The following is a 23,649-nucleotide window of genomic DNA, read 5'->3' on the forward strand; positions in this document are numbered from 1 at the left end:
CATCTTGTACTGTGCGGGTGTCAGTACATTTTGAAAGCAGTTTTGGTAGAATTTAGGTAACATTATCATTTGATAGGTCTTGTTGAGAATACCTGACCTATCTTTTTTTACCCCAAAACAGTCACACTCTTGTATTTCCTGAGCTTCAGCCTCTTTGTCACCCCTTCAGCTCTCGTACCCATTCTGTACAGCGCCATGTATGAGTCCATCGCCGCCCACAGCCGCTTGGGACTGAACGTCGTGGTTGATGTCGGACACCATGAAGCATACGCAATGAAGCGGGGCATTTTGGCAGATAGTGTCCGGCGTTTAAACGGATTGCCTGTCTTGTTCGTAGGCGTTCGCTGCCCAATTGATATCATTATGGAAAGACGACAAAATACAGGGTGGAACGTGGTCAGTGAAGCCGACTCCCAGGTGCCACGTCCGGTTCAGTTATGGCAACGTGAAGTCCACATCCCTGGCATCTATGACCTTGAAGTCGATACCTCGTTGTTAACTCCGGCTGCGTGTGCCGAGGTGATACACCAGCACCTCGCAAATAGTCCAGCACCACCAGCATTCCAACAACTCGCTGCACTGTCTCCCGACTAAATAAATCGCCTACATCAAGCCATATTGAGTCGTGAAGATGCCGTAAATAATGCTACATGTAATCTGTTTCTCAGCGCAGAGTAGATCATAATTTCTGAAGAAATAAGCTAACTGGATGTAAGAAAAGCAGATAAACAACGGCTCTTTTTTTTGGCTGCCAATCACTTGTAGGATGCGTTGCTTCATTAACGTGATATCGGCTTTATTTAACCATTTTCATCTAGAATTGTGCCTTCAATATTGGCTCCCTCCAAATTGGCACCACTTAAATTAGCTGCATTCAAATCTGCTTGGGTGAGATTTGCCTGAGTTAAGTCAGCTACGCTTAAGTCTGCGCCACTGAGGTCGGCTTTATCGAGATTCGCAGCTTGTAAGTTAGCCTCTTGTAATTCTGCATCACTCATGTTTGCTTGAATTAACTTGGCGATAGTCAAATCGGCTTGACTTAAATCAGCTCCATCCAAAACTGCTCCCTCTAAAATCGCTCCCTCTAAAATTGCTCCAGATAAGTTGCTCCCAGTGAGATTGGCATTGCTCAAATCTGCTCCGTTGAGATCTGCCTCAATAAAACTGGTTTGCGCTAAATTAGCTCCCTTAAGATTAGCTCCATCTAAAATTGCTCTATCTAAAATTGCCCCACTGAGGTCAGTTCCCCTTAAATCTGCCTCGCTGAGGGTGACAGCAGTAAAGTCTCTTATGCCTGCTGCGTAGCTTTTGCGGAGTTCATCTGCTTTCATATTGTTGCTGTGCTAAGGAACGCTAAGTTAAAGTCATTCAGATTAATAAAAATAGTTAAGTTATTCGCCGCACGCGCAACGGGGAATTTAACAAAAGTGATTTATCTATGATATCTACCATTAAATTCTGTCACTACTACCTAGAGTTATGAGTTAATTTCATACTTCAGAGAGATATTTATAAATTGCCAGACTTAACAATTGGTGTCAGGCGATCGCTATACTCAATTGTGGTGTTCGTCTTGTAAAAGTTATGGCCAAACCAATTCGTATTCTTTTGCAGACTACGATTCCCACGACTGAAGATGACTGGAGCATTTTTCGTTTCTCGATGTTACAAGATTACCTAGCATCGATGAAAGACGAAGCGGGAAATTCGTTGTTTGAAGTTACAGGACGCGATTACGCAGCAAATGCCCAGGATAATGACCCAGTTTTAAGTGCCCTTGACAAATCAGATTTTGATCAACTTTGGCTATTTGCCTTAGATGTCGGTAATGGTTTAACGCCTAAGGATATCGCTGGCATTAATGCATTTCGGCAGCGCGGTGGTGGTATTTTGACAACCCGCGACCATCAGGATATGGGCTGTTCGATGTGCGGTTTAGTTGATATCGGTGATGTCCATTATTTCAATACTAAAAATCCCGACCCTGATGAATCTCGCCGATATCGAGATGACCCCCATACAACTTACATTTCCTGGCCTAACTATCATTCTGGAGCCAACGGCGACTATCAAAAAATTATCATTGTTGAACCTGTTCACGAACTGTTGAAAAATCCCAATTCACCTACTGGAGTTATTGAATTTTTCCCAGCACATCCCCATGAAGGCGGTGTCGGAGTGACTCCGGGTGATCCAAATGCACGGGTAATTGCACTGGGTAAAAGTTTAATTACAAATCGCGATTTTAATCTTGTAGTAGCAATAGAACGTTATCAAGATGCACAAGGCAATATGTTGGGACGTGCAGTAGCAAACTCCAGTTTCCATCATTTAGTAGACTACAACTGGGATATTGAAAAAGGCTGTCCCACTTTTGTAGATGAAGCACCAGGAGACGGGATGAAAAAAGAGCCACGAGCTTTAGAAGATATCCAAACTTATGTGCAGAATACTGCCCTCTGGCTTGCGAATTTGAATTAGTATTACCTTGAATTTCCCAGAGATACATCATCATAAATATTAAGAATCCTTAATAGTAAATACTATTAAGGATCTCTAACAGCGAGCAAAAAACGCTCACGATCCTAAGTGTTCTTTAAAAATCATCCAGAAACTGACTTAGGCGGCTAATAACAGGGTCAACTTCTTCCGGCGGGGAAGTTGGATAATTAGTATTTAACACTTCCACTGCTGGTGCTGATGTCGTTGGAGGCTGAATGATGGAACGTTCAGTAACCATAAGTGCCAGATGCGCCATTTGTTGCGTCAGTTGCAAAATATGGCGTTCCATCGCCTCCAAACGATTAGGATTAGATCCCTTAGCAAAAAAACGTTCCTCTAGGTCAGCCATTTGACGTTGCAGCTCATCGATTTTTTGTTCAACCGATTCTGTTCCTGCTGTCGGTCTTGGACTAGGTTTTACAGATTCCGGTACACATAAAGATTGCCATAGGGCCTCTTTACAGAGGTCGCTAAAAGTTTTATCAGGTTGTTGCTCCAAATGGCTTTCTACAACCGCTAACAAACTTTCGTCAGCAACCCCAGGATTGAACGTGACCGATTTAACTACCTTTTTTGACCATTGGAACATCAGTTTTAAGCCCTAGAAGAGCGACTGGAAGACAATTGTGCCTCTCCATAAATATACTGCCCCAAGGCATTCGCTTGCCGGGAAGGTGCGGATAAATGGGCATTAATTTGAGCTTCTTTGAGTAAACGTTGAACGTCTTCCCAGAAGAATTCACCACCACCTCCAGTGATGATCACATCAGTGACCCGTTCTGGCAACCAAGCTAGCACGCGACCACAAATTTCTCTAGAAAACATTTCTATCAAATTGGGGAGGAAATCATCAAGGTTAGCAGGCTTGCTAGCACCTTTGGGACGGTAGAAGCGTTCGCCCTTGGGTTTGTTGACAGCAGAAATCAGTGCCAGAGATTGACTATCTGCTCCTTCGATTTCGGCGGCAACCAGTTCATAAAACTTGTTCATACCGAAGTCTTCACTCTTAGAAGCACCTCGTGCAAAACGGAAGTTATCCACCATTAACAAATCGATGGTTTGATGACCGATATCCACAATTGCCACCGATATTTTTGTAAAATCGGGGACTATGCCTCCTTTCTTGGGTTGAGCTTCAGACCACAGAAGACTACCATAGCCTTCTGGCATGACCCAAACCTTATGGACATTCAACGATACAGATTCGCCTCGGAAGTTTAACATGTGGGGGCCAGTCACCTGGCTAATCAGTTGTGCTTTTTCCTTTTCAAATTGCTCTAAAGAAAGGAAAGGTAGACCCAATACGACAGAAATATCGTCTTTGAGTTTGAAATAGCCTGCACTTGCCAATACTTTGACCAGTGCATCTTCTACTTTAGATTGACCGACTCCTAGATTTGCCCCAAAATCAGCTGCTAATTGACCAACAGCATATCCACTGCCTTGGTACTCTAACCATAAATCCATTAAAGGGTCAGTAGCGCGGGCTTCAAAAACACCACCGCGTACCTGTTCTATAGACATTTTCTTGACGTTGGCAGGTACGAACACCACATTATTCGGTTCGCGGGTTACACAAGTCTTTGTGGAAGTTCTGCCTAAATCAACACTGAGAATGGCTTTGCTCGAACCGTTACTTGGCTGCTTAATACCAGTAGCGTTGACTGGGGTAGACGCTGATACTCTATTTAGAGGTATTGCAGCGGCATTCATTGGGGTAGCGGCGGAAGGTTGGTCTGTCATGAAAACTCCTAGTCCTTGCTTAAACTGTAAAAAATTATCGTACTCATCTTCCAAACATGCGAGATACCAGAAATTCTAGGTTCCGTCAAGTGTAACTACAAATACGCCAAATTAAATTTAGGCGATACCTTTCGGTGGGCTTTGCCAACGCAAATTGAGCATTATTTGGCATAGTGTAGGCGAATTTTGACCAGATGTAACCCCTACTTTCACACAAAAAGTGGCTGTTTTTTAGCTTCTGGTGTTTTTTCGCTGACGCTTGAGTACCCAGCCAAAACAAGCCAGAACCAGAATCCCAAGCACGATTTTAGATACAGGAGCAAGGTACTTGTCCACAAGTTCATACTGACTACCCAATACGTATCCTGAGTATGTTAGCAAACCTACCCAAACAGCGCTACCCAAGGTTGTATAAAATATAAATGGTAGCAAAGGCATACTGGTGATACCAGCAGGTATGGAAATCAATGTACGAATTCCAGGAACAAGACGACCAATTAAAACTGCTTTCTTACCTTGTCTGTAAAACCAGCCATTAGCCTTGGTAATATCCTCACTGGATATAGCTAGCCATTTACCATACTTGTCAGCTAAAGTTTTCAAGCGTTTTTCGCTGAAAAACTTACCTGGATAGTACCAAATCAGCGCCCCTACAACAGAACCAAAAAGTCCTGCGAAAAATACGCCAAAGACATTAAGTTTGTCTGGGGTTGCTCTGGCCGTGAATCCTGCCAAGGGCATAATCAACTCTGAAGGAATGGGTGGAAACAGGTTCTCCACAAACATCAGCAGCGCGATTCCCCAATAGCCTAAAGAGTTGATAGTATCAATTATCCATTCGAGCATCGAGTTAATTCCTGAAACTGTAACGCCAGTCTTATTGGTAAATCTAGCGCTAGATTTCTCAAAAGTTAATTATCTTTGCTCGCTGGAGTCAAAATTACTTTCTTGCACCACAACTCGGAAAAATCTTTAACCTGGGATTGGGTACTAGGTAGGGGGATTGAATATTGGTTATTGGAAAAACTATCCCCTAATCCCTAGTTCCCAGTCCCTTTTGCTAGACTGTGGGGGTCAATGATTGCACTCTCGGTTCAGACTGCCATTCTAATGGGTTCCAAACCCGGTCTTCTAAAGCCATCTGCTCAATCAAACTAGCCAATCTAAGAGCCTTAAGAGCTTGTTCACCACCTACAGAAGGTTGGTTGCCACCATGTACACAATTGACAAAATGCTCTAACTCTGCGCTTAGGGGTTGAATGTTAGTTGTATAGACTTTCTCAATCAAACCATCCTGCCTGTAAAGCACTTGTCGGTGGTCAGTTAGAGAGTTAGCATTTATTTGTCGGTGAATCAAAATTTCATTTTTGAGAAAATCTGCTTCGGTGAATGAATTTTTGCAATGGGCAACAATACGGCGGATTTTTTGGTGAGTGACTTTGCTAGCAGTCAGAGTAGCTACAATGCCGTTGGCAAACCCCAAAGTAGCAGTCACATAATCCAAATAACCAGAGTCTAAGGTGCGAGTACCGCTGGCTGTCAACTTCACTACTGGAGAAGCAGCTAATTCTAGTAGCAAGTCAATGTCATGGATCATTAAATCCAGCACAACCGAAACATCATTCGCCCGGTCTGAATAAGGACTCATGCGATGAGCTTCTAATGCCAGCAATTCCTCAGTTTTCAGTACTTTGCTCAGTTCCCTAAATGCAGGATTGAAGCGTTCAATGTGACCTACTTGCAGGATGCACTGGGATTCGGCGGCGGCATTTACTAGCGATTCTGCTTCAGAAATACTGGCAGCAATCGGCTTTTCAATTAAAACATGAATCCCTGCTAAAAGACAGTTGATACCCACGGCGTAATGCAGACGGGTAGGAACAGCTACGCAAACTGCTTCTACATGAGGTAGCAGGTCACAGTAATCTTCAAAAAAACGTACTTTGTATTTGCTGGCTGTTTCTAAGCCGCGTTCGACATTAATATCTGCTACGCCGACTAGTTCAACATCTTTCATTGAACTCAGTACGCGGGTATGATGTTGTCCCATGTTACCCACTCCGATTACGCCTATGCGAATCGGTCGTGGCTGATTGCGCTGTGTATATGAATTTGGTTCTGCCACTGACATGCTATTTTGCACTATATGTTCTCTCCTCAACCACCAAATTTAGAGACGCTACGGCCGTTGGCGTTTATACTGAACAGCCAGTTACGATCCGTCTAAAACCATCCAGATGGTAACATAGAGGCTCTCTTTATGAAGAATTTCAAAGTTTGCGATCAGTTCCCGCAATCTGGCTATTTTTTGTAACTTCAGTTCTAGGATTGATCAGTTGTTTCCTCTTTACATAAAATATTGTGTGTATGTTTATTAACTTGATAACCTAAGTAAGACCTAAGTGAAAACTCTCAGAAGACAGTCGGGCAATTAATTACCGGGATCGATATTTAATTGATGTCATTGAAAATCAATAATTTTTTTGTCAGTAAAATTACAAAAAAACTAAAAATTCTCACTGAGAGATATGTATGAAAACAAAGATATATTGAGAATTGCCACCGCTCAAATACTCAAATAATTTTTGCATAATTATCTGCAATACTTACAATTTGTCTTATTCACCTTTTTAAAGATACTGCTGGAGACTGTTTTCTTTAGTCAGGAAGGCACAGTAAAAACCACCATAACCAACAAAGATTGAGTAGGTGTAGTTTAGCAATTAGAAGTCCAAAGTTTGAAATTGAGATGAAAGCTGTAATTCTGTTGTCTGGTGGATTAGACTCTTCCACAGTTTTGTACCAAGCCAAGGCTGATGGATGTGAGTGTCACTCTATTTCTTTTGATTACCAGCAGCGACACCGACGAGAGTTACAGTCAGCTCTGTCAGTTGCTAACAAAGCTGGGGTGATACAACATCAAGTAGTTAATTTTGATTTACGGCAATGGGGTGGTTCAGCATTGACAGATGACACGATCGCCTTACCTCAAGAACGCTCCCTAGATGAGATGTCTCAAAATATTCCAGTAACTTATGTACCTGCACGTAATACTATATTTTTAAGCTTTGCTTTAGGCTATGCCGAGGCGATCGCTGCTGAACGTGTTTATATCGGTGTCAATGCCTTAGATTACTCAGGATATCCCGATTGTCGTCCCGACTACATCCAAGCAATGCAAGAAGTTTTCCGCCTAGGAACCAAACAAGGACGCGAAGGGAAACCAATTAACATTGTTACACCCTTAATCAATCTGAAAAAAACTGAAATTATCCAACTTGGCAATCAATTGGGAGTTCCTTGGCAGTTAACTTGGTCTTGTTATGCTGGCGGCGATATTGCTTGCGGTGTATGTGATTCTTGCCGCTTGCGACTAGCGGCTTTTGCCGAATTGAAATTAAAAGACCCACTGCCATATCTTGGAATTAAGAGTTAATCTCTAATCGTCGCACTTGAATTTGGTGTACTCGTGGCCCGACAACGGAGACAACCGTTAATTCAAGATTTTCATAAAAAAAGATTTCACCTTTGACAGGCATTTTCTGTAATTGATACAGCAAAAAGCCCCCTAGGGTCTGATATTCCTTTGTTAAAGGCAAATTCAGATGCAAGACCTCGTTGAGATCTTCTAGGTTAACCTGGGCTTGCACCAAAAACGTCTGCTGATCTAACATCTGAATCAGCAAGTCGTCGCTAATTTCAGGTGCGCCTGCATCACCAATAATTTCCGCGATGACATCTTGGATTGTCACCAATCCCACAGTACCGCCAAATTCATTGACTACTATGACCATAGCTGGTTTTTCTTGCTGCATCATCGGCAATAATTCGCTCAAAGGTGTGTGTTCCGGTACGAACCTTGCAGGGCGCATCCAAGGTTGAATATATGCTTGTGAAGTTAGCTTTCCTACGGCTAAGGGTTGTGCCAAATCCCGGAAGTAAACTATGCCACGAATATCGTCTAAAGATTCTCCAATCACGGGATAGCGTGAATGACCAGTAGATGTCATTTCTTGGAGTAAGCTTTGAAAAGTAGCATCTTTTGGCAATGCTACAATGTTGGTACGAGGGATCATCACATCTTGTGCCGTTACGTCCCCAAACTCAAAGACATTATTCAGCAGTTCTCGCTCCGAAAGCTGTAAACCAATAGATTCTCGTTCTGTAGAGATAATTAGCTGTAGTTCTTCTGGAGTAACAGGCTGCCTCCAACTTTGGCCAGTGTATTCGATGCCAAAAAATCTTAATAGACAACGAGTTGATTGGTTAAGAATCCAGATGAAGGGGCTGAAAAAGCGCATAATTGCTTTTACCGATGGCCCCAAAAACCGCGCTAACTGTTCTGAGTACAGTATGGCTACTGATTTGGGACAAAGTTCCCCTAAAACAATTTGCAGATAGGCAATCAAGAAAAAGGCGGTGGGAATTGATAGGGAATGAGCTATGAAGTTACTCATTCCTGCTGGTAGGGGCCAGGATTTTAGCCATGTATTTATTAACAGGGCAATTGAACTTTCTCCAATCCATCCCAGCGCCAAACTAGAGAGAGTAATGCCTAATTGAGTCGTAGATAGCAGTCTTTCAATACTACGTTGCAGACCCTCAACAGCGATCGCAGGGATATCCCCAGCTTTAACGAGCTGATGAATACGCGATCGCCTTACTGTCACCATCGAAAATTCCGCCGTGACGAAAAAAGCATTGATGGCAATCAGTAACACCACTGTTAATAATCGCAGCCCTACATCCGTCCAAATTAAGTCAGGAAAACCACTCACCGCTAAAGCTCGTGTAAAACTCACGCCCGATATAAAACAGGGCTGGAAACTGGGTATGATGAAAAAATCTTCCTAGTCCCCAGTCCTTAGTCCCAAATTTAAAGTAGCCCTGCCACCCTTGCTACAGGAATATTTGATACATCTAGCTTCAGTTTTTGAGCAGGATAATCTGTCAGAGAAAGGGATATTTTATTCACATCATCCAGTAAAGCAGTAGGAATACTCACTGTACCTGTAAATGTCGGGCCATTTGCAGGCAGTTCTGCTGGTAAACCCTCTGTGCTAGCACTCAGTGTTCGTCCTTTGTCATCGGTAACATCCAAAAAACTATATAAAAAGCGCACGGAATCAGCACCTTTGTTCTGCATTTTTACTTTCAATAGTAAATCGCCGCCAGAGTAGCTAGCCGATTGTACTGAAAGGGTAACGCCCTGATTTTCAGAAGTAACTGGAAATCCTGGCTGGAGTTTCTCTTGGGTTACTTCCTGGGGTTTTTCCTCTGGCTTTTGCTTGCTGCTGTTGGTTTCTTCATCATCTTCATCTAGCTTTTCGGACTTAGCAGCCTTGGTTTTACCCTCTACCCGTGCCTTAACAATTTTTAGGATCTCTTCTTCTTTTAAAAGTGTTACACCGACTTGTTGTGGGTTAGTTGCCTTATTGCTAGCGAATTTGGTTGTAGGACGGCCATCTGGCGTTGACACACCTTTGAGTGCTGAACTCCCCAGACTAAAACCTAAAAACGCACTCAAAGAACCTGCTCCCAACATTAGGATTAACAAAATCAACGTAAGAAGTACAGTGGAATTTATTTTCATCGCTGACAAGCTATTGCAGAAAAATGCTGGTTCATACTGTAAAAGTCTTGAAGTTCTGTATCTCAATTCTTCAAGGAACTGAATCAATACTAGTTCATGCTTAAATTATGTAGTATATAAAGTCTAGTAAATTATTTTCGAGGTTCCACTAGTCATCAACTTACGCTACAATTTAAATTCGACCAGGGTTGGCCGAGCGGTTGAGGCAGCGAACTCATAATTCGCCCAAGGCAGGTTCAACTCCTGCACCCTGGATTTAGTCTATAGTCAATTGTCAGCAGAATATAGCTTATTGACTCCTGACTATAAACTGCAACAATACAGCTAACAAGCTCTAAAATTTACCGTGGTGGTGCATTTTCAAAGCGGAACTCAGTACCGACTTTTAGCTGGTTGGCATTCAAACGGGGAGACATTAGCAAAGATGTGTCGTAAGGATTTGGTAAGTCTGGAGTCCGAATATAGGGATCATTGCCAACTTGCTGGGTCAAGACATCTCGATAGACGGTGTTAAGTAATTCAGCATCGCGGGCTATTTCATTTTCTGGAAAGGAATTACGGAAACCCGAACCCGATCCTAAAAATGAGTCTATTTGGCGTTTGATAATGCCATTTTCGTAGAAATTGCGATCGTGTCGAAAAAAAGCTCGCTCAAATACATCGTTCGTTGTTTCATAATTGGGTGCTGCTGTTTCAGCAGATGCGATCGCAGGAACAGCAATACCGGTAGCTAAAAGCACCAATAAACCGCTAAGGGTTTTAACTTTTATACCCATATTCTTTACTCCTCAATTTTTGGGCAAATCTTAACTTATGCTTAATTTCAGAACTCCAAAGAGTTCAACCTTTGGTGTAGCACAACTTTTAATGTTTTGTAATGACGTATCCTACTGAAACCCTTACCCAATCAGATATTTGTGCAGCTACTACAGATTTGACTACTCTGCACCACAAACTACTAGATTTATTTTGTCAACTTGCTTATCAAGAAGGTGATTTTGTCTTATCTTCGGGGCAAAGTAGCTCTTACTACATTAATGGTAAACAGGTGACACTCCACCCACAAGGCGCTTTGGCAATTGGTCGCATTCTCTTATCCCTATTACTAGCAGATATCCAGGCTGTGGCTGGTTTAACATTGGGCGCTGATCCTATTGTTACAGCGGTGAGTGTAGTTTCTGCTTATGAAAATCGACCGATACCAGCGCTGATTATTCGTAAAGAAGCCAAAGGCCACGGCACAAAAGCTTATATTGAAGGCCCCAATTTGCCAGAAGGTGCAAAAGTCGTAGTTTTGGAAGATGTCGTTACTACTGGGAAATCTGCGATGAAAGCTGTAGAGCGTCTTCGGGAAGCGGGTTATACAGTTGATACAGTAATTTCACTAGTAGACAGACTACAAGGAGGAGCAGAATTTTATCAGTCAGTGGGGTTGAAATTTCAGGCCGTGTTTACGATTGAAGATATTCAGCAACGATATCGTGAGTTAAAAAATTAGTGATGCGATCGCAGTTATTAAATTAAATCAACTCAGTAGATTTATTGTGCTGTGATCGTGATTTTTCTTTCTCTTGGTAAAGTATACCGCTTTAGTCTTTTTTCCTTAATGACGAAATCCGCAGACGTTAGCACAAAACGTTTAATCAGCCTAGCACCCGATAACTGGGTAAGATGGGTAACACAGATTCCTGATATTACAGCTGGTGAAATACTAAATTCAGAATTTCAGTGGATAAGTAGACAAAGTGATGTTTTAATCCGTGTCGAAAGTTCTCAGCATGGAGAATTTCTCGTTCTTAACGAATTACAGTTGCGCTATCAACAAGAAATGCCGCGAAGAATGCGCGCTTATGCTGCACTCGCAGAAGAGAAGTATAATCTACCAACTTACCCTGTATTAATCAACATTCTCAAACTCACCAATTTAGAGATACCTACAAGTTTTGCATCAAATATTGCTGGTTTACGAGCAATTCAAGATTATCGCGTGATTAACTTGTGGGAAGTTGATGTAAACATTGTCTTTGAACAATCATTACCCTCCTTACTTCCCTTTGTGCCAATTCTTAAAGGTGGTGAAAACGAGTCTACAATTAGAGAAGCGCTACAAATGCTTCGTGCTGATGAACAATTAAACCAACTGGAAACAGTCTTAGCTTTTTTTGCTACTTTTGTATTAGATAGCGCCTTAGTTCAAGAAATTATGAGGTGGGATATGGCTATATTACGCGAATCGCCTTGGTATCAAGAAATTGAACAGCGTGGACGGCATATAGGCGAAGCCATAGGAAGACAAGAACAAATGTTGTCAAATATCGAAATGAGTTTAGAGGTAAAGTTTGGTAGCGAAGGATTAGATTTAATGCCAAAAATTAGCCAAATCTCTGATTTAGAGCGCTTAAAGGCTATTTTGCGGAGTATTGTTACAGCAAATACGCTTGAAGATTTGCAACAAATTTTGTAATGCGATCGCATTTTTTTCTAGTTTTTATAAACGCGATCGCTCTACCTAAACACTCCTCAGACTGGAAATCTAGGGCTATACAAATAAAGCCAGTGAATGTAAAATACACAAATTTAAGTACTGCTAACTAGCACCCTTTACAGAATTGCTTCAATAACTAATGAGATTATTGAACTAGAGATACAGGATGCAATTTGGGCATCAAAATCTCCTACATTACCTTGGTACTAAAATTTTAAGCAGCAACTTTATAGGTAAGCAAAAATTTCTTATTTTATCAAAGGTAGAAGGTCAAAGTCTTGGCGAATTTCTAAAAGCGATCGCTCTAACAATGGTTCAAAATTTAGAAATGGAAGATAACATTGACGCTGGCGATTTTTCCACAACATTACTATTAATTCTGGTAATAATTTTGGCAAAACTAAAAAAATTGAACTATATAACCAAAAAACCCCATGCTGTTTAATCAAGTCGTCATACATGACGCGGATTACCGGACTGATGGTCGAGTCTTGAAGTGTACTTAAGTGGTCATGAAACTTGTACTTACTTGTCCACCAAATTAGGGGCAATAACTTGAGTTCATCATACATCCCTGTATCACAACCATAGATGATATGACTGACATCGTGTGCCAGCAGAATTTTTGCAAATTCTGGAGGTAATTTTTTAGGATTAGTAAGATTTGGATTCACAGCATAGTATTCATCTAGTCCTTGCTGGAGTGTCTGGGTGCTGTGTTTATTCGTATAAAAAGGACGAGGACACTTACTCATCTAGCAATCTCTTTTCTTTACGATACGGTTTCGTAAATATAATAACACTTATGAGTGATGCCGCTAAAAAGCCGTTAGGAAGACCCCGGAGTACTGAAGCCCATCAAGCTATGCTGCAAGCAACCTTAGAACTTTTAGCAGAAGTTGGTTTTGATGCTATGAGTATTGATGCGATCGCGACTCGTGCTGGAGTGGGAAAACCCACCATTTACCGCCGCTACTCTGGCAAAGAAGAATTAGTTGCTGATGCAATTGAAAGTGTGCGGCAAGATGTTGTCATTCCTAACACTGGTAATCTTTGGGGCGATATTGATGAATTAATCAAGAATGCAGGACAAATTTCTTTGAGTCCTTTGGGGCGGAAGACTGTTGCCATGATTATCAGCAGCGCATCGAGCAATTCTCGGTTTGCTGAAATTTACTGGACAAAATATTTACAACCACGACGACAAGCCTTTGCTGTGGTACTTGAACGAGCAAAAGCCAGAAATGAAATTCAGGCAGATTTAGATCCTGGTTTAGTGTTTGACAGCATGAGTGGCATTATGCTTTATGCACTCATCTTTCAACCCACAGCTGAATCATGGGAAGAATATGTTCGTCGTGCTTTACGCCTTTTTCTGTAATGTATCGTCAATACTGAAATTATTGCAGGCTTTGTTTGTATAGCCCTAGACTTCAAGTCTGAGGGCTACTAATTTTTAATTAACTTTGTGCTACAGGTTCTTTCGCCAAGAACTTCTCAAGTTCTGTCAACGCATCAGCATCAACCTTGGTTTGCATAGGACAGAACTTAGGCCCACACATCGAACAAAACTCAGCCGTTTTATATATATCTGCGGGTAAAGTTTCATCGTGATATTCCTTAGCTCTTTCTGGATCGAGCGACAATTCAAACTGACGGTTCCAGTCGAAATTGTAACGGGCTTTAGAGAGTTCATCATCTCTATCTCTTGCACCGGGGCGATGTCTGGCAATATCTGCCGCATGAGCCGCTATTTTATAAGCAATCAGCCCATTTCTAACGTCTTCGGCATCGGGTAATCCTAAATGTTCTTTTGGTGTAACATAGCACAGCATCGCTGTACCGTACCAACCTGCCATTGCTGCCCCGATCGCAGAAGTGATATGGTCATAACCAGGAGCAATATCTGTGACTAAAGGCCCCAATACATAGAAGGGTGCTTCAGAACACTCTTCCATTTGCTTACGGACGTTGAACTCAATTTGATCCATTGGTACGTGTCCAGGCCCTTCTACCATCACCTGTACGTCATCTTCCCAAGCTTTGCGGGTTAGTTGTCCGAGTGTTTTCAATTCCGCTAACTGTGCGGCATCTGAGGCATCATGGGTACAGCCAGGGCGTAGGGAATCACCCAAACTAAAAGAGACATCATACCTCTTGAAAATCTCGATGATGTCTTTAAAGTGAGTGTAAAGTGGGTTTTGTTTGTGGTGATGCAACATCCACCGCGCCAAAATTCCGCCACCACGAGAGACAATACCAGTGATGCGGTCTCTTACCAAGGGCAAATGTTCAATTAAAATTCCGGCGTGAATAGTTTGATAATCTACACCTTGCTGGGCATGTTTTTCGATGATGTGAAGAAAGTCATCGGCTGTGAGATTTTCAATTGTGCCGTGGACACTTTCTAAAGCTTGATAAACTGGCACTGTACCAATAGGAACAGGCGAAGCGTTAATGATGGCGGTGCGAATTTCATCTAAGTTACCGCCACCTGTGGACAAGTCCATCACGGTATCAGCACCGTATTTTACTGCTAAATTCAGCTTATCTACTTCTTCTTGAAGATTAGAAGAGTTGGGAGAAGCGCCGATATTAGCATTTACTTTACATTTAGAGGCGATGCCGATCGCCATCGGCTCTAGATTTGTGTGATTAATATTCGCCGGGATAATCATTCGTCCCCGCGCCACTTCCTCACGAATAAGATCAGCAGGGAGATTTTCCCGCTGGGCTACATAGTGCATTTCTTCGGTGATCACACCTTGACGCGCGTAGTGCATTTGAGAAACATTGCTCTGCCCACGTCGTTTAGCAACCCATTCTGTCCGCATATTAAAATCCTCAATAAACAGCTTCCCTCCGCTGGTATTACCCAGACTCAGGTGTTAAGGGTGTGATCTCAGCCTGTAATCTCAGGCACCCCTAGCATGGATGTAGTGTATCACTTTGTTTATGAATGGGTACAAAGGTGTTAACAATTCCTGAAGATGTCAAAAAATGCAGAGTTTTAAGGAGTTTATTTACGCTGCGTGGGTCAGTTGTCAGTTGTTAGTTGTCAGTTGTCAGTTGTCAGTTGTTTTTGATCTGGTTTAATGTAGAGCAATCGCGCTGTTCTAACAAAAAACAATCGCACACCTTACTCTCTTCAATAAAAGCTTCTTGTAACTTGGCAGGATCAACTCTTCGCTATATCGTCTTTATTAGAATATCTAAATTCTTGCATAATTTTAGCAGGCAAGTGCTAGCTAGTGGACATTTGTTTCTTCCTACTGACCACTGACTACTGACCACTAACCACTGACTCATGCCTACTCACTATCGATATATTATTTTTTACAAACCCTATGGCGTTCTCAGCCAATTTACCCAGGAAACCCCCAAACATATCACCCTCAAAGACTATATTGATATACCAGATGTGTATCCTGTGGGGCGTTTGGATTGGGATAGTGAAGGTTTGCTGTTATTGACAAACAATGGACAATTACAACATCGCCTTGCTAATCCTAAGTTTGGTCATCAACGTACTTACTGGGTTCAAGTAGAGCGCATTCCGGATGAAGATGCTATAAACAAGTTGCAAAGAGGGGTGACAATTCAAGATTACCGTACTCGACCAGCACAAGTACGATTGTTGTCAGAGCCACCGCAGCTACCTGAACGCGATCCACCAATTAGATTTAGAAAAAATGTACCAACAGCATGGGTAGAAATGACTTTAACCGAAGGAAAAAATCGCCAGGTGCGACGAATGACTGCGGCTGTGGGGTTTCCGACTTTGCGATTGGTAAGGGTAAGTATAGGTAATCTCAATTTAGATGGTCTACAACTTGGTCAATGGCGTGACCTCACTGTATCGGAACTGGAATTTTTGCGTAATTTGCCCAAAGCAAACTGAAATGTAAATAAACGTCAAAATTAGCCAGTAGTTGTCAGCTATTGATTGAAGAACTAAAAACCATTAGATGAGGTTTAATTGGTACTATTTGGCAAACATCAAGTCAAAAGCTGTATAATACTCTTTTTTTATTCCCCTTAGTTAACTCAGCCTTTGGGTGCAAGTTTAAGTCTTATGAGCCTGAATCAGCGATCGCTCTGGCATCGAACTCACCAACAAGAAGAAATCTTGTCTGCAACACCTACACGCTTGGAACTTGTAACCGAACAAACATGCGATTTAGAGCTTTGCACAGCAGAAACCCTGCGCCGTACCCAACAAGAACTCCAGTGGTATCGCCAGCTTTATGAAAATACCCCTGTTGTGTACTTTAGTTTGGATGCAATGGGGATAATTTCGTCTGTCAACCAATTCGGTGCTAACTGTCTTGGTTACACACCAGAAAAATTAATAAATCAGCCCGTTTTTCACTTGTTTGACCAGTCAGATCAACAAAGACTCTCTGATGCTTTCATAGATATCTTGAGGGCAGCACCTCAAAGTACAGTTAATTATGGGGAATTTCGTTTAAATTGTCCTAGCAGTAGAATTGCTTGGATAAAAATTACACTGCGAATATTGTTTGGTGTAAATGATACATATAAAAATTCAGTAATTCTTATGGTGTGTGAGGATATTACTGCTCACAAGCAGACAGAGTGCAAATTAGCAGAAATTGCTTTGAAACAAAGTCAAGAAGCAGCATTAGCACAGTTTGAAGAAATAGAAGGTCTTAGTCGCCTCAAAGAAGAATTTCTGAGTACGGTTTCCCACGAACTACGCACACCACTAACTAATATGAAAATGGCGATTCAGATGCTAGGAATCGCCCTGCACCAAGAGCAGAACTTTTTGTGGGAAATGGCAAAGCCACTAACAGAACGCTCGAAAGCTGCTCGTTATTTTGAAATTTTAGACAACGAGTGCGATCGCGAAATCAACTTGATTAATAATTTTTTAGATTTGCAACGATTAGATACAAGTGCAAAACCTTGGGTATTAGAAACAATCCAAGTACAGCAATGGCTTTGGCGAGTGGTGGAACTATTTAAAGCACGCAACCCCAACTTCTGTAAACAAAACTTACACCTGAGTATAGCTGTCAATCTGCCGACGATCGCCTGTGATCCATTTAGTTTAGAGCGTATTCTAATAGAATTGCTTACCAACGCCTGTAAATTTAGCCCCGCAGATGCAGAAATTACCATTTCCGCCCAATTAAAAGGTCACAATATCCAGTTTCAAGTAATCAACTCTGGTGTGGAAATTCCTAGCTCTGAACTACCATACATTTTCAACAAATTTTACCGTATCCCCAGCAATGATCCTTGGAAGCAGGGCGGCACAGGTTTAGGACTGGCACTGGTAGAAAAACTTACGAAACATTTGGGAGGAACAATAGAGGTTGCAAGTGAGTCAAATTGCACCTGTTTTTCCCTCCAACTAGCGCTGAGTGGTCAACCTAGGGGCTAAGGGTTAAAAAAGTGTAAAGTGTACCTCATGGAATTGGAAATTGCTATATTAATTAGTTATTTTAGATGTCTTGGTATTTAGCTGAAATGTTTACACGGTAAGGCTTATAAAAAAAATTTTGTTTACTGAAGCTAGAAGTCAGGAATCAGACTCTTTGCCTTGTGAAGAATTGACTTGCGGATATCTGAAATATTTAGCTAATATGCGTCACAATTAATACTGCCACTAAAATTCACTTGTGAAACCACAATCTCTTGTAAGTCTACTATAGGCAGGGGCGGCCAATTGTGGCACTTGGAATCTTAGCGGCTAGAAGCACTTTGGAACCGGAATTAAGGAACTTCCACTATGCTGATTTGCCCTCAGTGTAAATTTGAAAACCCCCATGATCATAAATTCTGTCAAAACTGTGGCACGTCCCTGACCCACAAAGTCTGTCCTGAATGTATGACTGAAGTGCCTGTGAATGCACAACATTGTCATAACTGTGGTGCGGAATGCGGAACAGTTTGGTGGGCAATAATTGCCCAGTCAGGGACTGGAGAAAAAACACAAGAGCAGACGAGTGAAGAACACGATAAGGAAAACTTTCCCAATCTTCCAATTTCGCCATCACAACTGACCATAGGTTCTTATTTAGACCCAGAGCAACGCTATCAAGTGTTAGAACCACTACTCACACTTGATGGAAATGCGGTTATTACTGAAGTATCTACGAAAATTTTAGATTGCCAACCGCATCAAATATCACTTATTGAAGCAATATTAGCAAATCAGCAGCAGGATTCGGTAACGCCATCTGTAGAAGTGAATGCAATTCCTAACCTTGCTAAAGCTTATATTGTCTTACAATCCCAAAATCATCCAGGTATACCATCGATTCATGATGCGTGGCAGCAGGGTGATATGCAGGTGATATTAATCGAAGACCGTTCGGATTGGCAAGATTTGCTCGAACTGTGGCAAAAAGAAACAACGAGTTCGCTGCAAATTTTACACTGGTGCTATCAGATGACCCAACTCTGGACGATACTAGAACCAGTCAATGGTCGTCAAAGTTTGTTGGAATTGTCGAATCTGCGATTGGATGAAGACCAAACACTGGCGCTACAACGCTTATACGTGGAACCACTAAATGCTCAACCTACTATTGAATTGCCAGAAGATGAAGCAGCCGATACCTTTGTTACCCAAAAACAGCCTTTAACTATCAAAGCTTTAGGTCACATTTGGCAAACCCTCTTTAGACAGTCTCAACGCACTCAATTTGGCTCAATAGTGCAGATTTTGGAAGATTTGGAACTAGGTAAAATTCAGACGATCGCTCATTTGCGATCGCGTCTAGAAGACATCGCAATTGAATTAGAAGTACCCATCCCCACAAATTTTGACCCAATCCCAATGGAAGAACAAGATATTACCATTTCCGCTACTGTGCCAACAGATGAGCTAGAGAAAGAGATTGCCGCCAGGAATGATGATTTGCCAACGGTAGTACTGTCAATGCAGTTAAGCACTTTAGAAGATGCTGGACGCACCGATGTAGGACGGCAACGACATCACAACGAAGACTGCTTTGGGATTGAAACCAAAATTGACAAGCTAGAATTGCCCAGAAACCGAGTTTTAGAAGCTCGTGGTTTGTATATTCTCTGCGATGGTATGGGTGGACATGCTGGTGGAGAGGTCGCCAGTGAATTAGCAGTCAACACTCTGCGGAAATATTTTCAAGAACACTGGGTTGGCAACCAACTGCCAACAAAAGATACTATCCGTGAGGCTGTGTATTTAGCGAATCAGGCAATTTACGAAGTCAATCAACAAGATGCCCGTTCTGGCGTTGGGCGTATGGGTACGACTTTGGTGATGCTTTTAATTCAAGACACACAAGCAGCGGTTGCTCATGTGGGAGATAGTCGCCTCTACAGCGTGACTCGCAAGCGTGGGCTGGAACAAATCACAGTGGATCACGAAGTTGGTCAACGAGAAATTGCCCGTGGCGTAGAAGCCAGCATCGCTTATGCCCGTCCGGATGCCTACCAACTGACCCAAGCTTTAGGGCCCCGTGACGAAAAGTCGATTAACCCGGATGTCGATTTTTTTGAGATTAATGAAGATAGCCTTCTCATTCTGGTTTCAGATGGTCTCTCAGATAATGATTTACTAGAAAACCATTGGCAGACTCACCTTAATCCCCTACTGAGTTCTGGGGCTAACTTGGAAAGGGGTGTTACGGAATTAATTGACTTAGCAAACCAATACAATGGTCATGACAATATTACTGCTATACTTGTCCGGGCAAAAGTGCGTCCAAATATGGAAGGGGCTAGTAATTCGTAATTCGTAATTCGTAGAAAAGTAGGTTGGGTTAAGCGCAGCGCAACCCAACAAAACCAAACAAAACAAATTTTGGGTTGAGGAACTAAACCCTCATCTCTGACTCCTAATTTCTAACTTTTATCCAGGTTGTATTTATTGTGGTTACTCTCACCCTGTTAGAACCGCAACAAAAAACACCACTCAAACAGTGGTGCTTTGAAAATCCTTCTGTAATTCGGATTGGTCGAGCAGATGACAATGATGTTGTTTTAAGCGATAGTTTAGTATCCCGCCATCATCTAGAACTTAAACAAGTCAGTTCTAGCAGCAGTGGTGGTTCTTGGCAGATAACTAGTCAAGGCACAAATGGCACTTTCTTAAATGGTGTCCTTGTGATTCAGAGTCAATTGCCAGATAATTCCCTCCTGCAACTAGCACAAGGAGGGCCACTATTGCAATTCCAAATTAAAGAGTCAGTAGCACAGCAAAATTGGTTGTCGTGGCAAGAGTTGGGCAAAGAGAAGGAAAACTTTGCTGTACCAGTATTTTCAAGCAAAAACATTGCAAGTTTATCTGCCACTTGCACTCACGAAGGTAATTCTCCAAATAATCTGTTTTGTATTCACTGCGGTCAACCCCTGTCAGTGCAACAGACAATCCGCCAGTATCAAGTGTTGCGAATACTGGGACAGGGAGGTATGGGTACTACCTATTTGGCTTGGGATGCAGCAGGTATAACTACACTACATCCACAGTTGTTGGTGCTAAAACAAATGAATGCTGATATGGCTAAAATTGCCAAAGCCCAAGAATTATTTGAGCGAGAGGCGCATACTCTCAAATCTCTTAACCATTCTGGAATCCCCAGATATTACGACTTCTTCGTGGAAGGCGGCAAGAAATATCTGGCGATGGAATTAGTTCATGGACAGGATTTGGAAAAGCGAATTTATGCCACTGGCCCAGTCACGCCAAGGCAGGCGATCGCCTGGATGATCCAAACCTGTGATATCTTAGATTATCTCCACAGCAAAGAACCACCACTTATACACCGCGACATCAAACCCGCTAACCTGATGGTGCGAAATTCTGATAATCACGTAGTGGTGTTAGATTTTGGCGCTGTAAAGGAAATCGGGACAATTCCTGGCACTCGCATTGGCGCGGAGGGTTATTGCGCTCCTGAACAAGAACGGGGACAACCCCTAACTCAATCTGACTTGTATGCTATTGGGCCAACACTAATTTTTTTGCTAACTGGCGAAAACCCTTTCAAGTTTTATCGCCAAAAAGGGCGAAATTTCCGGTTTGATGTGGCAAGCGTGCCTACAATTACTCCCCAGTTAAGGGAGATTATTGACCGCGTTACCGAGCCTCTGCCACGCGATCGCTATCAGACTGCCAAAGAACTTGCTATTGCCTTAGGCGATTGTCAATCAAAACAGTGGTGAATGGGGCATGGGGCTTAGGAATAGATTATTTATTATTCGCTCCCCCTGCCTCCTCTGCCTCCCCTGCTCCCCCTGCTCTCTACTCTTCGTCCCAAGCTTCTACAGATAGCAATTCGCTAATTGGGTCTTGCATGCTAAATCCAAAGTCAAGCAGTTCCTGTTTCCAGTGCTGCCATTCATTGCCATAGAGCAAAGCAATCTTCCAAATGCTATCAGCTGGTTTGATAATATCGGATTCCACGAGTGATTGCACATTACGTTGCAATTTCACCATGGGGTGAATCACTTGCTGAGTCATAACCTACGATTAAATTCTGATTTTGTTTAGTAAATGCTTGAGCAAAACTGCTTTCCGTTTTGTAATTGTCACAGATGCGTAGAGTGTTGTAATTGGCAAAGCTAGTCTTAACTTTCTAACTATACCATAACAAACTCTGCTCTTTTGTCAGGGAATTCGGTTTTGTACGGTAATTACCACCACAAAACTGAAAATTCTCCCAAGGGGCGATCGCGGCTGCAAATGAAAAAATTAGTCGTCCTGTACAGTTGCAACAACACAATTGGGGACGACTGGCGAAATTTTATTTTGTTTATAGGCTAGAATCTGTGCAATGGTTGGAAAAACCATATAATTCGGGCGTATTTGAAGTTTTTTAAGCAATGGCGAAAAAATATTTGTCGTGCATATTTAAACGTTATTTACAATATCGCAAACATCTAGTGGTAAACACATTCATTGCAAATCTTTATATAAATTTAATTTTTCCCGTCAATGCTTTGTAGAGACGGCGATTTATCGCGTCTGGTGTCTTAACCAAACAGTATTGTTATGTTTTTATTTTTTGAATAGAGAAAATAAAGGTTTATTTTCCGGACTAAAAAAACCCTTCTCCAAACCTCTCCCCGACGCGGGGAGAGGCTTAAAAACGCTATTTTTTCGACCAAATTGTAGATTTTTTGCCCCTTCTCTACAAGGGAAGGGGTTGGGGTTAGGTTCTGTTGAACTCACGTTAAAAAAAGCCAAGCAAGATACCAGTTATAGATTGCTGGTGCAACATTATTGACACATCTTCGTATTGAGTCTGGGCTAAGTTTGACACTCCCCGAATTAGAAATTTGGGGATTCTTGCTTCACAGGGATTCCAATGAATTTACCCTCAGCAAGCATCTTGACCGTATGCCCTACGGCTGCAAGTCCTCTAAGTAGAACTACCTGTGCGGCGGCAACATCCCTATCGGTTGTATAGCCACAATTTGAACAAATATGAGTAGGTTCTGACAACTCTTTTCTACCTGTCTCCACACCACAGTTAGGGCAAATCTGGCTAGTTTTGCGACTATCTACCTTTTGAAAATAAACACCATTTTTAAAGCAAGTTTGCTCAAGTATGTTAAAGAATTGACCAAACCCAGCATCTAAACAGTGTTTACCCAACATCCCGCGAGATAGCCCGACTAAGTTTAAATCTTCAACAAACACCATTCCCGGATCATTACAGATTTGGTGAGACAGTTTTCTATGCCAGTCTTTACGACAGTTAGCAACGTACTCATGCAGCTTTGCAACTTTCTGAAGTACAAAACTTATTGATTTTGTACTTCATACTTGGGGGCTTTACGCATCACGCTCGTAAAAAATTTGTAATCCCGATGTTAGTTTCTGTGAAGCGGTGGGTACTCTCATAACTAGAGATTGCTGTCATCTAAGTATTTACCACAGCATCCATTGAGCTATGACTAGTTCTGGGGAAGATTACCTTGTTTCGCGCAATAAGAAGATTGAGCGACGAAAAAAAGTTCTGGCGATCGTGTCGATTGTATCTTTCTTTGGTTCCACTGTGTTTGCAGCGGTTCCGATGATACAACAGGCTCTTCAAAATCCCAAACCAGCCGCTGTGTCTGCTGAGTCTCCATTACAGCAACAAGCACGGGGTTATGAGTTAGTTTTACAGCGGGAACCAAATAATCAAATGGCTTTAGAGAAGCTGTCGTTGTTGCGGTTGCAGTTGAAAGATGCAAAGGGTGCGATAGAACTTTTGGAGAAGTTGGTAAAGCAGCATCCAGATAGGGAGGATTACAAAGTTATTTTAGAGCAGATGAAGAAACAACAAGATAAAGGCGATCGGTAGGATAAATAATTAAA

At 42.1% G+C, this 23,649-nt stretch carries 23 protein-coding genes, 1 tRNA gene and 1 riboswitch; of the genes, 12 read left to right on the plus strand and 12 right to left on the minus strand.

From position 1 onward, the window contains the following. Window positions 1-129 precede the first annotated feature (129 nt). A complete protein-coding gene (locus I8751_RS28610; protein ID WP_214442459.1) occupies window positions 130-594 on the plus strand; it encodes a phosphotransferase-like protein in 465 nt (154 codons plus the stop codon). Window positions 595-800: 206 nt separating this feature from the next. Here I8751_RS28610 and I8751_RS28615 read toward each other — a convergent pair whose 3' ends face one another. After that, window positions 801-1,331, minus strand: coding sequence for a pentapeptide repeat-containing protein (locus I8751_RS28615; RefSeq protein WP_214442460.1), 531 nt, complete (start codon window positions 1,329-1,331; stop codon window positions 801-803). 253 nt (window positions 1,332-1,584) lie between these two features. On the opposite strand from I8751_RS28615, the gene I8751_RS28620 reads away from it, so the two are divergent. Continuing rightward, the gene (locus I8751_RS28620; RefSeq protein ID WP_214442461.1) at window positions 1,585-2,481 is read left to right on the plus strand and encodes a hypothetical protein; all 897 of its coding nucleotides are present in this window, start codon (window positions 1,585-1,587) and stop codon (window positions 2,479-2,481) included. A 115-nt stretch (window positions 2,482-2,596) separates the two neighbouring features. Here the strand turns inward: I8751_RS28620 and I8751_RS28625 are convergent, their stop codons facing one another. The 4 genes from I8751_RS28625 to I8751_RS28640 form a co-directional block, all read right to left on the minus strand. Continuing rightward, complete coding sequence (locus I8751_RS28625) at window positions 2,597-3,091, minus strand: plasmid segregation centromere-binding protein ParR (protein WP_214442462.1); 495 nt, start codon at window positions 3,089-3,091, stop codon at window positions 2,597-2,599. Window positions 3,092-3,096: 5 nt separating this feature from the next. After that, a complete protein-coding gene (locus tag I8751_RS28630) occupies window positions 3,097-4,245 on the minus strand; it encodes a ParM/StbA family protein (RefSeq protein ID WP_214442463.1) in 1,149 nt (382 codons plus the stop codon). 231 nt (window positions 4,246-4,476) lie between these two features. After that, entirely contained in the window at window positions 4,477-5,091 is a 615-nt protein-coding gene (locus I8751_RS28635; RefSeq protein WP_214442464.1) for a DedA family protein, read from the minus strand. 214 nt (window positions 5,092-5,305) lie between these two features. Then, window positions 5,306-6,388 carry a Gfo/Idh/MocA family oxidoreductase gene (locus tag I8751_RS28640; RefSeq protein WP_214442465.1) on the minus strand — a complete coding sequence of 361 codons (1,083 nt, stop codon included), beginning with the start codon at window positions 6,386-6,388 and terminating at the stop codon, window positions 5,306-5,308. Window positions 6,389-6,994: 606 nt separating this feature from the next. Here I8751_RS28640 and queC point away from each other — a divergent pair. Next, on the plus strand, window positions 6,995-7,681 hold the full coding sequence (gene queC, locus I8751_RS28645) for a 7-cyano-7-deazaguanine synthase QueC (protein WP_214442466.1): 687 nt from the start codon (window positions 6,995-6,997) through the stop codon (window positions 7,679-7,681). Here the strand turns inward: queC and I8751_RS28650 are convergent. Both I8751_RS28650 and I8751_RS28655 read right to left on the minus strand, forming a co-directional pair. Beyond that, window positions 7,671-9,047 carry a hemolysin family protein gene (locus I8751_RS28650; RefSeq protein ID WP_214442467.1) on the minus strand — a complete coding sequence of 459 codons (1,377 nt, stop codon included), beginning with the start codon at window positions 9,045-9,047 and terminating at the stop codon, window positions 7,671-7,673. The two genes, queC and I8751_RS28650, sit on opposite strands and share 11 nt — an antisense overlap. A gap of 74 nt (window positions 9,048-9,121) precedes the next feature. Continuing rightward, on the minus strand, window positions 9,122-9,838 hold the full coding sequence (locus I8751_RS28655) for a hypothetical protein (RefSeq protein ID WP_214442468.1): 717 nt from the start codon (window positions 9,836-9,838) through the stop codon (window positions 9,122-9,124). A gap of 182 nt (window positions 9,839-10,020) precedes the next feature. Here I8751_RS28655 and I8751_RS28660 point away from each other — a divergent pair. Next, window positions 10,021-10,093, plus strand: a tRNA-Ile gene (locus I8751_RS28660). Window positions 10,094-10,179: 86 nt separating this feature from the next. Here the strand turns inward: I8751_RS28660 and I8751_RS28665 are convergent. Beyond that, window positions 10,180-10,614, minus strand: coding sequence for a hypothetical protein (locus tag I8751_RS28665; protein WP_214442469.1), 435 nt, complete (start codon window positions 10,612-10,614; stop codon window positions 10,180-10,182). Window positions 10,615-10,715: 101 nt separating this feature from the next. Between I8751_RS28665 and pyrE the strand changes: the two genes are divergently transcribed. Further along, window positions 10,716-11,336: an orotate phosphoribosyltransferase gene (gene pyrE, locus I8751_RS28670; protein WP_214442470.1), complete on the plus strand. Its 621-nt coding sequence runs from the start codon at window positions 10,716-10,718 to the stop codon at window positions 11,334-11,336. 108 nt (window positions 11,337-11,444) lie between these two features. Further along, entirely contained in the window at window positions 11,445-12,302 is an 858-nt protein-coding gene (locus I8751_RS28675; RefSeq protein WP_214442471.1) for an Rpn family recombination-promoting nuclease/putative transposase, read from the plus strand. 269 nt (window positions 12,303-12,571) lie between these two features. On the opposite strand, the gene I8751_RS28680 is transcribed toward I8751_RS28675, so the two are convergent. Further along, window positions 12,572-13,078 (minus strand): hypothetical protein, encoded by a 507-nt coding sequence (locus I8751_RS28680; RefSeq protein ID WP_214442472.1) that lies wholly within the window; start codon window positions 13,076-13,078, stop codon window positions 12,572-12,574. A gap of 50 nt (window positions 13,079-13,128) precedes the next feature. On the opposite strand from I8751_RS28680, the gene I8751_RS28685 reads away from it, so the two are divergent. Further along, window positions 13,129-13,704: a TetR/AcrR family transcriptional regulator gene (locus I8751_RS28685; protein WP_214442473.1), complete on the plus strand. Its 576-nt coding sequence runs from the start codon at window positions 13,129-13,131 to the stop codon at window positions 13,702-13,704. 79 nt (window positions 13,705-13,783) lie between these two features. On the opposite strand, the gene thiC is transcribed toward I8751_RS28685, so the two are convergent. After that, window positions 13,784-15,157 (minus strand): phosphomethylpyrimidine synthase, encoded by a 1,374-nt coding sequence (thiC, locus tag I8751_RS28690; RefSeq protein WP_214442474.1) that lies wholly within the window; start codon window positions 15,155-15,157, stop codon window positions 13,784-13,786. A gap of 6 nt (window positions 15,158-15,163) precedes the next feature. Next, window positions 15,164-15,260: riboswitch (TPP riboswitch) on the minus strand. Between the two features lie 370 nt (window positions 15,261-15,630). Here thiC and I8751_RS28695 point away from each other — a divergent pair. The 4 genes from I8751_RS28695 to I8751_RS28710 all read left to right on the plus strand — a co-directional run bounded on the left by I8751_RS28695 (window position 15,631) and on the right by I8751_RS28710 (window position 21,506). Beyond that, a complete protein-coding gene (locus tag I8751_RS28695) occupies window positions 15,631-16,224 on the plus strand; it encodes an rRNA large subunit pseudouridine synthase E (RefSeq protein ID WP_214442475.1) in 594 nt (197 codons plus the stop codon). A 174-nt stretch (window positions 16,225-16,398) separates the two neighbouring features. Further along, on the plus strand, window positions 16,399-17,736 hold the full coding sequence (locus I8751_RS28700; protein ID WP_214442476.1) for a PAS domain-containing sensor histidine kinase: 1,338 nt from the start codon (window positions 16,399-16,401) through the stop codon (window positions 17,734-17,736). 348 nt (window positions 17,737-18,084) lie between these two features. Next, window positions 18,085-20,076 (plus strand): serine/threonine phosphatase, encoded by a 1,992-nt coding sequence (locus I8751_RS28705; RefSeq protein WP_214442477.1) that lies wholly within the window; start codon window positions 18,085-18,087, stop codon window positions 20,074-20,076. 137 nt (window positions 20,077-20,213) lie between these two features. Continuing rightward, window positions 20,214-21,506, plus strand: a complete 1,293-nt coding sequence (locus I8751_RS28710; RefSeq protein WP_214442478.1) for a protein kinase domain-containing protein — start codon at window positions 20,214-20,216, stop codon at window positions 21,504-21,506. Between the two features lie 79 nt (window positions 21,507-21,585). Here I8751_RS28710 and I8751_RS28715 read toward each other — a convergent pair whose 3' ends face one another. After that, a complete protein-coding gene (locus tag I8751_RS28715) occupies window positions 21,586-21,804 on the minus strand; it encodes a DUF4327 family protein (RefSeq protein WP_214442479.1) in 219 nt (72 codons plus the stop codon). An 810-nt stretch (window positions 21,805-22,614) separates the two neighbouring features. After that, window positions 22,615-23,094 carry an RNA-guided endonuclease InsQ/TnpB family protein gene (locus I8751_RS28720; protein ID WP_214442487.1) on the minus strand — a complete coding sequence of 160 codons (480 nt, stop codon included), beginning with the start codon at window positions 23,092-23,094 and terminating at the stop codon, window positions 22,615-22,617. A gap of 145 nt (window positions 23,095-23,239) precedes the next feature. Between I8751_RS28720 and I8751_RS28725 the strand changes: the two genes are divergently transcribed. Then, the gene (locus I8751_RS28725; protein ID WP_214442480.1) at window positions 23,240-23,635 is read left to right on the plus strand and encodes a tetratricopeptide repeat protein; all 396 of its coding nucleotides are present in this window, start codon (window positions 23,240-23,242) and stop codon (window positions 23,633-23,635) included. The last annotated feature ends 14 nt before the right edge of the window (window positions 23,636-23,649 follow it).

It is taken from the genome of Atlanticothrix silvestris CENA357 (genome assembly GCF_016056295.1).
Classification (GTDB): domain Bacteria; phylum Cyanobacteriota; class Cyanobacteriia; order Cyanobacteriales; family Nostocaceae; genus Atlanticothrix; species Atlanticothrix silvestris.